Origin of the sequence: Pseudomonas sp. WS 5410, from assembly GCF_012985645.1 — a bacterium.
GTDB lineage: Bacteria > Pseudomonadota > Gammaproteobacteria > Pseudomonadales > Pseudomonadaceae > Aquipseudomonas > Aquipseudomonas shahriarae.
Genome location: NZ_JAAQWS010000003.1, coordinates 138,993 through 152,254 on the forward strand (window position 1 = coordinate 138,993; position 13,262 = coordinate 152,254).

General features: G+C 62.5%; 10 protein-coding genes. All 10 read right to left on the reverse strand.

Annotated features, from left to right (window positions below; genetic code table 11):
* Positions 1 to 64 precede the first annotated feature (64 nt).
* The 10 genes from hutG to hutU all read right to left on the reverse strand — a co-directional run bounded on the left by hutG (position 65) and on the right by hutU (position 12,947).
* Positions 65 to 865: an N-formylglutamate deformylase gene (gene hutG / locus HBO24_RS06455; RefSeq protein ID WP_169959934.1), complete on the reverse strand. Its 801-nt coding sequence runs from the start codon at positions 863 to 865 to the stop codon at positions 65 to 67.
* 29 nt (positions 866 to 894) lie between these two features.
* The gene (gene hutI / locus HBO24_RS06460; RefSeq protein ID WP_057437177.1) at positions 895 to 2,100 is read right to left on the reverse strand and encodes an imidazolonepropionase; all 1,206 of its coding nucleotides are present in this window, start codon (positions 2,098 to 2,100) and stop codon (positions 895 to 897) included.
* A 15-nt stretch (positions 2,101 to 2,115) separates the two neighbouring features.
* The gene (locus HBO24_RS06465; protein ID WP_057437175.1) at positions 2,116 to 3,525 is read right to left on the reverse strand and encodes an amino acid permease; all 1,410 of its coding nucleotides are present in this window, start codon (positions 3,523 to 3,525) and stop codon (positions 2,116 to 2,118) included.
* A gap of 92 nt (positions 3,526 to 3,617) precedes the next feature.
* Positions 3,618 to 5,156 carry a histidine ammonia-lyase gene (hutH, locus tag HBO24_RS06470; RefSeq protein WP_115127187.1) on the reverse strand — a complete coding sequence of 513 codons (1,539 nt, stop codon included), beginning with the start codon at positions 5,154 to 5,156 and terminating at the stop codon, positions 3,618 to 3,620.
* Positions 5,157 to 5,175: 19 nt separating this feature from the next.
* Complete coding sequence (hutH, locus tag HBO24_RS06475; RefSeq protein WP_057437689.1) at positions 5,176 to 6,699, reverse strand: histidine ammonia-lyase; 1,524 nt, start codon at positions 6,697 to 6,699, stop codon at positions 5,176 to 5,178.
* 135 nt (positions 6,700 to 6,834) lie between these two features.
* On the reverse strand, positions 6,835 to 7,659 hold the full coding sequence (locus tag HBO24_RS06480) for a glycine betaine/L-proline ABC transporter ATP-binding protein (RefSeq protein WP_170059444.1): 825 nt from the start codon (positions 7,657 to 7,659) through the stop codon (positions 6,835 to 6,837).
* Positions 7,656 to 8,507: a proline/glycine betaine ABC transporter permease gene (locus tag HBO24_RS06485; protein ID WP_057437170.1), complete on the reverse strand. Its 852-nt coding sequence runs from the start codon at positions 8,505 to 8,507 to the stop codon at positions 7,656 to 7,658. The genes HBO24_RS06480 and HBO24_RS06485 overlap by 4 nt, the downstream gene beginning before the upstream one ends.
* 72 nt (positions 8,508 to 8,579) lie before the next feature.
* A complete protein-coding gene (locus tag HBO24_RS06490) occupies positions 8,580 to 9,548 on the reverse strand; it encodes an ABC transporter substrate-binding protein (RefSeq protein ID WP_170059445.1) in 969 nt (322 codons plus the stop codon).
* A 68-nt stretch (positions 9,549 to 9,616) separates the two neighbouring features.
* Positions 9,617 to 11,086 carry a cytosine permease gene (locus tag HBO24_RS06495; RefSeq protein WP_057958050.1) on the reverse strand — a complete coding sequence of 490 codons (1,470 nt, stop codon included), beginning with the start codon at positions 11,084 to 11,086 and terminating at the stop codon, positions 9,617 to 9,619.
* 175 nt (positions 11,087 to 11,261) lie between these two features.
* Complete coding sequence (hutU, locus tag HBO24_RS06500; RefSeq protein ID WP_057437164.1) at positions 11,262 to 12,947, reverse strand: urocanate hydratase; 1,686 nt, start codon at positions 12,945 to 12,947, stop codon at positions 11,262 to 11,264.
* Between the last annotated feature and the right edge of the window lie 315 nt (positions 12,948 to 13,262).

Below are 13,262 nucleotides of genomic sequence, written 5' to 3' on the forward strand. Positions count from 1 at the left end.
AGACCGCCATCGCGGCGATGCGGCGACCTGACAAGCCCGCTCCCACATTTTGATCCTCGTTGACTCAGGTGTAGTGCTTCTGGCCCCACGCCAAGAACCCTTCCAGCAACTGCCTCAACACCACCCGCGTCGGCTCGGCCAGATCCTGTCGATACCTGAACGGCTCAAACTCCTCCATGTACGTGCACTGCCCCAACTCCAACTGCACCGCATGAATATCCTGCGCCGGGTTGCCGTAGTGCCGGGTGATATGCCCGCCCTTGAAGCGCCCGTTCAGCACATGGCTGTAGTGCGGATGCGCCGCGCAGATGGCTTCCAACTGGCTGGCCAACTGGGGGTCGCAGGCGGCGCCGTTGAAGGTACCGAGGTTGAAGTCCGGTAGCTTGCCGTCGAACAGGTGTGGGATCACCGAGCGGATCGAGTGGGCGTCGAACAGCAGCGCGTAGCCGAATTCGGCCTTGAGCCGCGCCAGTTCCTGTTGCAGGGTCTGGTGATAAGGCGTCCAGATCTGCTCCAGATAGGTCGCCCGCTCCGCCTTCGACGGCTCCTTGCCTTCACTAAACAACGGCACGCCATCAAACAGCGTCGCGGGAAACAGGCCGGTGGTCGCCCCGGCATACAGCGGCTTGTCGTCCGACGGCCGGTTCAAGTCGATGACAAACCGCGAATACTCGGCCGCCAGGGTGCTGGCCCCCAGCTCTGCAGCAAAATCGTACAGCGTAGGGATATGCCAGTCGGTATCCGGCAGGCTTTGCGCCTCGGGGATCAGGCCCGCTGCAACCGCAGGCGTCAGGCGCAGGCCGGCGTGGGGCATGCTGATCAGCAGCGGTGTGCGGCCTTGTTTGAAGTTCAGAACCTTATCCACAGCAGTACTCCTTACTCACAAAGGCAACCTTACACATCGACGTCGACGCCATGGCGCACGACGCGTTTATCCAACTCGCCACCCAGCCAGTAGGCCAGGTCGGCGGGGCGGTCGATCTGCCAGGCGACAAAATCCGCGACCTTGCCCACTTCCAGCGAGCCATGGGTGTCGCCCATGCCCAACGCCGTGGCGGCATGCCGGGTAACACCGGCCAGGGCTTCTTCCGGGGTCATGCGGAACAGGGTGCAGGCCATGTTCAGCATCAGCCGCACGGACAAGGCCGGCGAGGTGCCGGGGTTGAGGTCGCTGGCAATGGCGATCTTCACCCCGTGCTTGCGCAAGGCGTCCATCGGCGGCAACTGGGTTTCGCGCAAAAAGTAGAATGCGCCCGGTAGCAACACGGCAACGGTACCGGCGGCGGCCATGGCGATGGCGTCTTCTTCGGTCATGAACTCCAGGTGATCCGCCGACAGCGCCTGATACCGCGCCGCCAGGCTGGAGCCGTGCAGCGACGACAGTTGCTCAGCGTGCAGCTTTACCGGCAACCCCAAGCGCTGCGCGACCTTGAACACGCGCTCTACCTGCTCGGTGGAAAACGCCAGGTATTCGCAGAACGCATCCACCGCATCCACCAACCCTTCTGCTGCCAGGGTCGGCAGCATCTCGTTGCAGATGTGCTCGATGTAGTCGTCGGCGCGATCCTTGTACTCCGGTGGCAACGCATGGGCCGCCAGGCACGTGGCGCGCACGCTGACCGGCAGCTCCTGGCCCAGGCGCCGGGCCACCCGCAGCATCTTGCGCTCATTGGCCAGGTCCAGGCCGTAGCCGGACTTGATCTCCACCGTGGTCACGCCATCGCGCAGCAAACTGCGCAGGCGCTTGCGGCTGCTGTCGAACAGCTCTTCCTCGGTCGCCGCACGGGTGGCACGAACGGTGCTGGCAATTCCACCGCCGGCCGCCGCGATCTCGGCGTAGCTCACGCCTTGCAGGCGCTGCTCGAATTCGCCGCTGCGGTTGCCGCCAAATACCGTGTGGGTATGGCAGTCGATCAGCCCCGGCGTGACCCACGCCCCTTGCAAGTCATGGGTCTGCGCGTAGTCGCCAGGCGGCAGCTCGGCACGGGGACCGATCCACTCGATCAGCGAACCGGCCGTGACCATGGCGCCATCCTCGATGATCGAGTACTCGCCCCGGGCCATGGTTGCGATGTGGCAGTGTTGCCAAAGCGTTTTCATCAACGCCTCCCTAAGTTATCGGTGAGACAAAGCCGGGTCGTAATTGACCTTGGCCGCTTGCCCGGCTGCGGGCTTGACCCACAGCAGGTAGGCGAGGACCAGCAACACGATCCATACGGCGCCCACCAGCAGCGCGGCCTGGGTGTCCGGGAAGTAGCCCAGCACACCAAAAATAAACAGCATGAACACAATGGCCGCCGCCGGCGCATAGGGCCAGAACGGTACCGGGAATTTCAGTTCGGCGATCTGCGCCTTGGTCATCGAGCGGCGCATCGCCACCTGCGTGACCAGGATCATCAGCCACACCCACACGGTAGCGAAGGTGGCAATCGAGGCAATCACCAGGAACACGTTTTCCGGGATCAGGTAGTTCAACACCACGCCGCCCAGCAGCGCTGCGCCCATCACCACCACGGTCATCCACGGCACACCGTGGCGCGACAGTTGCGCAAAGCCCTTGGGCGCCTGCCCTTGCTGGGCCAGGCCGTACATCATGCGGCCGGCGCCGAAGATGTCACTGTTGATGGCCGAGACGGCCGCCGAGATCACCACAATATTGAGGATGGTCGCCGCCGAGCCAATCCCCAGGTTGCTGAAGATCTGCACGAATGGGCTGCCCTGGCTGCCGATCTGCGGCCACGGGTAGATGGCCATCAGCACAAACAGGGTCAGCACGTAGAACAGCAGGATGCGCAGCGGTACCGCGTTGATCGCCTTGGGGATCACCCGTTGCGGGTCCTTGGCTTCACCGGCAGTGATGCCGATGATCTCGATGCCGCCAAAGGCAAACATCACCACCGCAAACGAGGCAATCAGGCCGCCCAGGCCATTGGGCATGAAGCCACCGTGGGCCCACAGGTTGCTCAACCCGCTGGCCGGTGCGTCAGCCGCCGAATGCACGCCGAACAGCATGATGCCGAACCCGCCAAGGATCATCGCGACAATCGCGCCGACCTTGAGCAACGACAGCCAGAACTCCATTTCGCCGAACACCTTGACGTTGCACAGGTTCAGCCCGCCGATCAGTAGGACGATGCCGAGCACCCAGACCCAGCGTGCGACCTCGGGAAACCAGAAGCCCATGTAGATGCCGAAGGCGGTGACGTCCGCCAGGCAGACGATGATCATTTCAAAAGCGTAGGTCCAACCGAGGATAAAACCGGCCATCGGGCCCAGGTAAGTGCTGGCGTACTGGCCGAACGAGCCGGACACCGGATTGTGCACGGCCATTTCGCCGAGGGCGCGCATCACCATAAATACGGCGGCGCCGCCGATCAGGTAGGCCAGCAACACCGCCGGGCCGGCCATTTGGATCGCCGAGGCAGAACCGTAGAACAGCCCGGTGCCGATCGCCGACCCCAGTGCCATGAAGCGAATATGGCGGGCGGTCAGTCCGCGTTTGAGACCTTGTGCTTGCTGGTGCATTTCTCGTCCCTAATTATTGTTATCCAGAGAGAATCCGAACCTATGGGCGACCCCATGCGGGAGCCAACTCCCACACAGGATCGGTGTGCTGCTTACAGGCTTGGCAGCAGCTTGGCCGGCACCAACTCGTTCAGGCAGCGGCTGGCCAACAGTTCGCTGGCGGCGTTGATATCCGGGGCGAAGAAGCGGTCCTTGTCGTAGAACCCCACTTTGGCGCGCAGGATCCCACGGGCCTTTTCCAGCTTGGGCGAGGTTTTCAGGCCATCGCGCAGGTCCAGGCCCTGGCAGGCGGCCAGCCATTCCACTGCGAGCACCCCCCGGGTATTTTCAGCCATTTCCCACAGGCGCTTGCCGGCAGCCGGCGCCATCGACACGTGGTCTTCCTGGTTGGCCGACGTCGGCAGGCTGTCGACGCTATGGGGATGGGACAACGCCTTGTTCTCGCTGGCCAACGCCGCTGCCGTCACCTGGGCAATCATGAAACCGGAGTTGACCCCGCCATTGCCCACCAGGAACGGCGGCAATTGCGACATGTGCTTGTCCATCATCAACGAGATACGGCGCTCGCTCAGGGAGCCGATTTCAGCAATGGCCAGGGCCATGTTGTCGGCGGCCATCGCCACCGGTTCGGCGTGGAAGTTACCGCCGGAGATCACATCGCCTTCGGCGGCGAATACCAGCGGGTTATCCGATACCGCGTTGGCTTCGACCACCAACACTTCGGCCGCCTGGCGGAACTGGGTCAGGCAGGCGCCCATGACTTGCGGCTGGCAGCGCAGGGAGTACGGGTCTTGCACTTTGTCGCAGTTCTGGTGGGACTGGGACACCTGGCTGCTTTCACCGAGCAGGTCGCGATAGGCGGCGGCCGAGTCGATCTGCCCACGCTGGCCACGGGCTGCATGGATGCGCGCGTCGAACGGCGAGCGCGAGCCCAGCACCGCTTCCACGGTCAGGCCGCCACAGGCGATGGCGGCGGCGAACAGGTCTTCGCCTTCGAACAAGCCACGCAGGGCGTAGGCCGTGGAGACCTGGGTGCCATTGAGCAGCGCCAGGCCTTCCTTGGCAGCCAGGGTCAGCGGCGTGAGGCCGGCGACTTTCAGCGCTTCGGTCGCCTCCAGCCACTCACCTTTGTAACGCGCCTTGCCTTCGCCCAACAGCACCAGGGACATATGGGCCAGCGGCGCCAAGTCACCGGACGCGCCCACCGAGCCCTTGAGCGGGATATGCGGGTAGACCTCGGCGTTGATCAAGGCGATCAGCGCGTCGATCACCTGCCGGCGAATCCCGGAGAAACCGCGGCTCAGGCTGTTGACCTTGAGCACCATCACCAAACGCACCAGCGCATCGCTGATCGGCTCGCCGACGCCGGCCGCGTGGGACAACACCAGGGAACGCTGGAGGTTTTCCAGGTCTTCGCTGGCGATACGGGTCGAGGCCAGCAGGCCGAAACCGGTGTTGATGCCATAGGCGGTGCGGTTCTCGGCGAGAATCTGCTCGACACAGGCCACACTGGCTTCGATCTGCGCCGAGGCGCTGTCATCCAGGCTGAGGGTTACCGGCTGCTGGTAGATGGCCCGCAGTTGGGCAAGGGTCAGTTGGCCTGGAATCAGATTTAGCGCAGTCACATTCATGCTCCTTTTGAAATAGGGTTCAGTGCAAATTCGGTAAAGCGTGGTTCAACAAATCGGTGTTCTTGAGCAGCGCCGCCGTGGTCGCGATGTCCGGCGCCAACCAACGGTCCTGCTCATAGGCCGGGACGTGCTCGCGCAGCAGGCGCCAGGCGGTGTGGGTGCCGGCGCCGAAGCCTTGTGCCTTGAGGAACTCAAAGGCCTGGGCCGCCAGCAGGTATTCGATGGCGAGGATCTGGGTGAGGTTTGCCAACACTGAGTGCAGCTTGAGCGCGGCGTTGGTGCCCATGCTCAGGTGGTCTTCCTGCAGGCCCGAGGTGACGAAGTTGTCGAGCACTGCCGGCTGCGCCAGTTGGCGATTCTGCCCACAGAGGGAAGCGGCGACGTACTGCACGATCATCATCCCCGAGTTGACCCCGGGGTTACTCACCAGGAATGCCGGCAAGCCGCTGACGTGGGGGTTGATCAGGCGGTCCAGGCGGCGCTCGGCGATGGAGCCGATTTCCGCCATGGCGATGGCCAGCATATCCGCCGCCAGCGCCACGGACTGGCCGTGGGGGTTGGCCTGGGACACCACGCGGTAGTTGTCCGGCGTGCCCAGCAGCAGTGGGTTGTCGGTGGCACCGTTGAGTTCGGTTTCGATCTGCCGGGTGGCGTGCTCCAGTTGATCGCGGGCGGCGCCGTGGACCTGGGGGATCGAACGGATGCTCAGCGCGTCCTGGGTACGAATGCCACGGCTGGCGGCAATCACCTCGCTGCCCTCGAGCAGGGCCCGCAGGTTACTGCCGACCTGCTGCATGCCGGGGTGTGGCTTGAGGGCGATGATCTGCTCGTCGAAGGCGTCGATCTGCCCGCGCTGTGCTTCAAAACTCATGGCGCCGATCACATCGGCCCATTGCAGCAAGTGGTGGGCATCGGCCAGGGCCAGGCAGCTCAGGCCACTCATGCATGGCGTGCCATTGACCAGGCACAGGCCGTCCTTGGCGCCGAGCACCACCGGCTGCAGGCCTTCGGCGGCCAGCGCCGCCTGGGCCGTCACAATCTGGCCGCGATAGCTGACATTTCCCACACCCAGCAGGGCAATGCCGATATGGGCCATGTGGGTCAGGTAGCCCACCGAGCCCTGGGACGGCACATGCGGGGTGATGCCATGGTTGAGCAGCGCCAGCAGCGAATGCACCACCTGCGGATGCAGGCCGGACTTGCCCTGGCTGAAGTTGATGATGGCCGCGCAGATGATCGCGCGGGTCTGTTCATCACTCAGCGGCGCGCCCACACCACAGGCGTGGCTGAGCAAGGTGTTGCGCGACAGTTGGCTCAGTTGCTCGCCCTTGAGTGACACATTGCACAAGGCACCCAGGCCGGTGTTGACGCCATAGGCCCGCTCGCCGCTGGTGACGATGCGTTGCACGATGGCCTGGGCATTGTCGATCCGCGCCCAGGCCGGGCCCGACAGCTCCAGTTCGGCGCCGAAGCGCGCGACGGCAACCACGTCCTGCCAGTGCAGGGGGGTGTCGGCGATGATGATTTTTTTAGCCTGGGACATCTTCATACCTTCTTCAAATTTTTGCGGCCTTGCCGGCCTCATCGCGGGCAAGCCCGCTCCCACATTTGGAATGCGTTCCCCTGTGGGAGCGGGCTTGCTCGCGAAGAGGCCAGCCAACTCACCACAAACCCCCGCTCAGACCACCGCCGCCCGCCGCTGAACAAACCGGTCCACATACTCATCCGCCGGCGAATGCAAGATCTCCCGCGGCGTGCCGACCTGGATCAGCTTGCCGTCCTTGAGGATCGCGATGCGGTTGCCGATGCGCACGGCCTCATCCAGGTCGTGGGTGATAAACACGATGGTCTTGTGCAGGGTCATTTGCAGTTCCAGCAACTGGTCCTGCATCTCGGCGCGGATCAGTGGGTCAAGGGCGCTGAACGCCTCGTCCATCAGGATGATGTCGGTGTCGGCCGCCAGGGCCCGGGCCAGGCCCACGCGCTGGCGCATGCCGCCCGACAACTGGTGCGGGTATTTGTTTTCGTAGCCCTTCAGGCCCACGGTTTCGATCCAGTGCAATGCACGCTCGGTGCACACTGGTTTGGTTTCACCGCGCACTTTCAGGCCATAGGCGACGTTGTCCAGCACGCTCTTGTGGGGCAGCAGGCCGAAGCTCTGGAACACCATGCTGATCTTGTGCCGGCGGAACTGGCGCAGGGCTTCCATATCCAGTTGCAGGATGTCTTCGCCGTCCACCAGGATCGCGCCGCTGGTGGGGTCGATCAGGCGGTTGAAGTGGCGCACCAGGGTGGACTTGCCGGAACCCGACAGGCCCATGATCACAAAGATCTCGCCGGTACCGATGCTCAGGGACAGGTCATTCACGCCCACCACACAACCGGTCTGTGCCAGCACCTGGTCCTTGGTCTGGCCTTGGCCAATAAGCGCCAGGGCTTCCTGCTCACGCGCCCCGAAAATCTTGAATACGTTTTTCACTTCGATCTTGCTGACAGTAGTCATTTGCTCGCCTCATGCCGTGGACGACCATAGGCCTGGGTAATGCGGTCGATGACCACTGCGAGAATCACAATCGCCAGGCCAGCCTCCAGGCCGCGCCCGACGTTAAGGGTCTGGATGCCCACCAATACATCTTCACCCAAGCCACGGGCGCCGATCATCGAGGCGATCACCACCATCGACAGGGCCATCATGGTGGTCTGGTTGATCCCGGCCATGATGCTCGGCAGGGCCAGCGGCAGTTGCACGCCAAACAGTTGCTGCCAGCGGTTGGCGCCGAAGGCATTGATGGCTTCCATCACTTCCCGGTCCACCTGGCGAATGCCCAGGTCGGTCAGGCGAATCAGTGGCGGCGCGGCGTAGATCACCGTGGCGAAAATCGCCGGCACCTTGCCCAGGCCAAACAGCATCAGTACCGGGATCAGGTACACGAAGCTGGGCATGGTCTGCATGATGTCCAGCAGCGGCATCAACACCGAGCGCAGGCGATTGCTGCGCGCCGAGAGAATGCCCAGGGGAATGCCGATCAGCACCGAGATCACCGTGGCCACCATCATCAGCGCCAGGGTCTGCATCAGCTTGTCCCACAGGCCGACCGCACCCACCAGGAACAACAGGCCGACGATCACCGCCGTGGTCAGCACCTTGCGGGTGGCGTGCCAGGCAACGCCGCCGACTATCGCCAGCATCAGCCACCAGGGTGCCGCGCGTAGCAGGCCTTCCAGGTTGACGATGGCCCACAGCAAAGTGTCGGAGATCTGCCGGAACACATCGCCGTAATTGGTCACCAGTGCATCGACCCAACCGTTGACCCAGTCGGCGATGGAAAACGTAAAACTCTCAGGAAACATAACGTGCTCTCGATCCAGTGGAGTGTGGCCGGGTGCCCGGCTGCCTGTTCAGGGTAGCCGGGGGCACTGGGCCTACAAGGCCGCGTCGATTTTCTTGGCTGCGTCTTCACTGACCCAGGCGTGCCATACCTGCGGGTGCTCCTTGAGGAAGATCTTCGCCAGCTTCGCCGAGTCAATGCGCTCTTTGCTCATACGCGCCAGGTTCTGATTGAGCAGGTCTATGGGCAGGTTGACCTTCTCCAGCACCGCCACCAGTTCCGGGGCCTGCTCGTAGAAAGTCTTGGACAGGCCGACCTTGATGGTCACGCGTTTATCCACACCGGGTTTTTCGTCGAGTTTGACCAGGTCCACCTGGCCCATCAGCGGCGTCGGCGACCAGTAGTAGAACAGGATCGGCTCGCCACGCTTGTAGCTCGACAGCACCGCCGCATCCAGCGCCGGGCCGGTGCCAGGGCGGAAGTTGGTGTAGGAACTTTCCAGGCCATAGCTCTTGAGCATTTCGCTGTTGTCCAGCTCGCAGGTCCAGCCGGCCGGGCAGTTGTAGAAGCGGCCTTTGGCGGGCTCTTCCTGGTCCTTGAACACCGCAGAATACTTGGCCAGGTCGGCGATGTTTTTCAGGTCCGGGGCCTTGGCTTCGAGTTTGCGCTTGGCGTCGCCTTCGATCACATAGCGCGGCACGTACCAGCCTTCAACCGCACCGACCACAGGGGCGCCGACACCCACGACCTTGCCGGCCTTCTCGGCCTTGTTCCACACTTCGCTACGGCCAACCCACTCTTCGGCGAAGATCTGGATATCGTTGCTGCCCAGGGCGTTTTCCATGGTGATGGAATTGCCCGGCAGGCTATCGGTTTTGCAGTCGTAGCCTTTTTCCAGGACCACTTGCAGGACGTCGGTCAGCAACATGCCGCTTTCCCAGTTCAGGCCGGCGAACTTCACCGGTTTGCCCGACTCGCACCAGCCGGCCGCCTGGGTGGCGCCAGCACTGGCCAGCAGGCCGGCGGCGAACAATGGGGTCAGCAGGGTCTTATGCATTCTCATTATGTGACGCTCCCAATCATGAAATGGATTACGGCAGTCAAAAGGCATCCTGCCTTGTCCACGTCCCATCAGGCTTGTGTAATCAGCCCGTTGTTTTTAGGGGTAGCTATAGCTGTAGCGCCCTGCTCTATCGGCAAAATCAGTCGTTCAGGCATTGCGCCGTGCCATTTTTTTGCACACACGTAATACAGGGCGGCGGGCAGTACCAGGCCGATGATCCAGGAAATATCCACCCCGCCCAGGCTGGCCACCAGGGGCCCGGTGTAGAACTTGGTGGCGATGAACGGCAACTGCACCAGCACCCCGAACACATAGACGCTGATACCCAGCAGGTTCCAGCGGCCGTAGCGACCGTTCGGATCGGCCAGTGCCGGCACGTCATAGCGGTCGCGGGTGATGCAGTAGTAGTCCACCAGGTTGATCGCGCTCCAGGGTGTAAAGAACGCCAGCAAAAACAGGATGAAGGACTTGAACGCACTGAGGAACGAGTGCTGGCCGAGCAGCGCGATCAGGGTCGCCGCACCGACGATCAGCAGCACGAAAACCAGGCGCTGCAGGCGCGTGACCTCCATGCGCCCACGAAAGCCGCTGACGATGGTCGCAATGCACATAAAGCTGCCGTAGGAGTTCAGCGTGGAGATGGTGACCTTGCCGAATGCGATGCTGAAGTACAGCAATGCCGCCGTGGCCCCCGTGCCGCCCAGACCTACGATGTAGGCCACTTCGTTACCGGCAAATTGCCCGTTGGACATCGCAGCGGCAAACACGCCGAGGATCATCGCCACCTGGGCGCCAATGACCGAACCTGCGCCTGCGGCCAGAAAGGTTTTCACCGAGGACGTGTTGCGCGGCAGGTAGCGGGAATAGTCAGCCACATAAGGCCCAAAGGCGATTTGCCAGGAGGCCGCGAGCGACACCGCGAGCAGGAAGCTGCTCCAGCTGAAGTGGCGGATTTGCAGGAGCGCGCCAACGTCGGTCTGGCTCATCAGACGGCTGAACAGGTAGACAAAGGCAATCACCCCAATGACGCTGGCGACACGGCCGATGAAATGGATCACCCGGTAACCGAGCACCGTGACCAGCACGATGACACTGGCGAAAATCAGAATGCCAACGCTGTCGCTGACCCCAAACAACTGGCCCAGCGCCTGGCCGGACAGCACGGTCCCGGTGGCGGTGAAACCGAGGTACATCAAACACACCAGCACAATCGGGATGGCTGCGCCATACACACCGAACTGCACCCGGCTGGAAATCATCTGCGGCAGGCCAAGCCTGGGCCCTTGCGCCGCATGCAACGCCATCACGCCGCCGCCCAGCAGTTGACCGATCAACAGACCGATCAACGACCAGAACACATCACCGCCCAGCACCACGGCCAGGGCCCCGGTGACAATCGCGGTGATTTGCAGGTTGGCGCCCATCCACAGGGTGAACTGGCTCAATAGACGACCGTGTCTTTCCGCTTCCGGGATGTAGTCGATCGAACGCCTTTCGATCAACGGGGTGGAGCTTGCACGCGCGTCTTTTGCAGCCATGGGTGTTCAACCTCTAATGGATTGTTTTCGGTGGTGCGGCTCAAACATGTTTCAAATACACAGCAGGTCAAATGTGGGAGCTGGCTTGCCTGCGATTGCATCACTGTGGCCTGCCTGACAGACCCAGTCGCCCGCATCGCAGGTAAGCCAGCTCCCACAGAAACCGAGCCAGGCGTTACTTGATCATTGGCAGGTTCAGGCCCTGCTCCTTGGCGCAATCAATCGCGATCTGGTAACCCGCATCAGCATGACGCATCACCCCGGTGGCCGGGTCGTTGTGCAGCACGCGGGCAATACGCTCGGCGGCTTCGTCGGTGCCGTCGCAGACGATGACCATGCCGGAGTGCTGGGAGAAGCCCATGCCCACGCCGCCACCGTGGTGCAGCGAAACCCAGGTCGCGCCGCTGGCGGTGTTGAGCAGGGCATTAAGCAGCGGCCAGTCGGACACGGCATCGGAACCGTCCTGCATGGATTCGGTTTCGCGGTTGGGGCTGGCCACCGAGCCGGAGTCCAGGTGGTCACGGCCGATCACCACCGGCGCCGACAGTTCGCCGCTGCGTACCATTTCGTTGAATGCCAGGCCGAGCTTGGCGCGTTGGCCCAGGCCAACCCAGCAGATGCGCGCCGGCAGGCCCTGGAAACTGATGCGCTCGCGGGCCATGTCCAGCCAGTTGTGCAGGTGGGCGTCGTCGGGGATCAGCTCTTTGACCTTGGCGTCGGTCTTGTAGATGTCCTGCGGGTCGCCCGACAGTGCCGCCCAACGGAACGGGCCGATGCCACGGCAGAACAGCGGGCGGATGTAGGCCGGTACAAAGCCTGGGAAGTCGAAGGCATTTTCCACGCCTTCTTCCTGCGCCATCTGACGGATGTTGTTGCCGTAGTCGAAGGTCGGTACGCCCATCTTCTGGAAGTCCAGCATCGCCTTGACGTGTACGGCCATCGACTGCTTGGCGGCCTTGATCACGGCAGCCGGTTCGGTCTTGGCACGGGCGCGGTACTGCTCCCAGGTCCAGCCGGCTGGCAGGTAACCATTGAGTGGGTCGTGGGCGCTGGTCTGGTCGGTGACCATGTCCGGGCGCACGCCGCGCTTGACCAGTTCCGGGAGGATTTCGGCAGCGTTGCCCAGCAGGGCGATGGAGATGGCCTTGCCTTCCTTGGTGTACTTGGCGATGCGCGCCAGGGCGTCGTCGAGGTCGCTGGCTTGTTCGTCGACATAACGGCTGTTCAAGCGGAAGTCGATACTGACCTGCTGGCATTCAATGTTCAGCGAGCACGCGCCGGCCAGGGTCGCGGCCAGCGGTTGGGCGCCGCCCATGCCGCCGAGGCCGGCAGTGAGCACCCAACGGCCTTTGAGGTTGCTGTCGTAATGTTGGCGACCGGCCTCAACGAAGGTTTCGTAGGTGCCCTGGACGATGCCCTGGCTGCCGATGTAGATCCAGCTGCCGGCAGTCATCTGGCCGTACATGGCCAGGCCCTTGGCATCTAGTTCGTTGAAATGCTCCCAACTGGCCCAGTGCGGCACCAGGTTGGAGTTGGCGATCAGCACACGCGGGGCATTGCTGTGGGTCTTGAACACGCCGACCGGCTTGCCGGATTGCACCAGCAGGGTTTCGTCGTCGTTCAGGTTGGTCAGGCTTTCGACGATCTGGTCGTAGCACTCCCAGTTACGCGCCGCACGGCCAATACCGCCGTACACCACCAACTCTTTCGGGTTCTCGGCCACTTGCGGGTCGAGGTTGTTCATCAGCATGCGCAGCGGCGCTTCAGTCAGCCAGCTTTTGGCGGTGAGCGTGTTGCCACGGGCGGCGCGGATTTCAACGTCGCGGTACTTGGTAGGTTTGTTCTGGGAAAAGTCAGTCACAAAAAACTCCTCAGCAATCGATGCGCGAACACGATGGTGCGAAGAGGATGTTTAGCGACTCTTATGCACACACCTTTACTTGTACATACAAGCATATGCAATCTGACTGCCAACTTGGGAAGTCCGTGCTGAAGATTTATTGCCGAGGCGCGTGTAAGCCTTGGAAATAAAGGCTTAAAGGCTTTATGAAATTTCTGAAAGGGGTGATTTGAAGCGCTGGAGGATTGCTACAAAGGCAGGGCATTGCGCCATGCTGGGGCATTCGGTAACAACTTGGTGCGGGCCTGGAAACAGATTGTGCAGCCTCTACATATC

Coding starts and splice junctions, on each gene's coding strand:
- HBO24_RS06465 (WP_057437175.1), bottom strand. CDS start 3,525: ATGCACCAGCAAGCACAAGGTCTCAAACGCGGACTGACCGCCCGCCAT.
- HBO24_RS06485 (WP_057437170.1), bottom strand. CDS start 8,507: ATGTTTCCTGAGAGTTTTACGTTTTCCATCGCCGACTGGGTCAACGGT.
- HBO24_RS06495 (WP_057958050.1), bottom strand. CDS start 11,086: ATGGCTGCAAAAGACGCGCGTGCAAGCTCCACCCCGTTGATCGAAAGG.
- hutI (WP_057437177.1), bottom strand. CDS start 2,100: ATGAAAACGCTTTGGCAACACTGCCACATCGCAACCATGGCCCGGGGC.
- hutH (WP_115127187.1), bottom strand. CDS start 5,156: ATGAATGTGACTGCGCTAAATCTGATTCCAGGCCAACTGACCCTTGCC.
- HBO24_RS06480 (WP_170059444.1), bottom strand. CDS start 7,659: ATGACTACTGTCAGCAAGATCGAAGTGAAAAACGTATTCAAGATTTTC.
- hutH (WP_057437689.1), bottom strand. CDS start 6,699: ATGTCCCAGGCTAAAAAAATCATCATCGCCGACACCCCCCTGCACTGG.
- HBO24_RS06490 (WP_170059445.1), bottom strand. CDS start 9,548: ATGAGAATGCATAAGACCCTGCTGACCCCATTGTTCGCCGCCGGCCTG.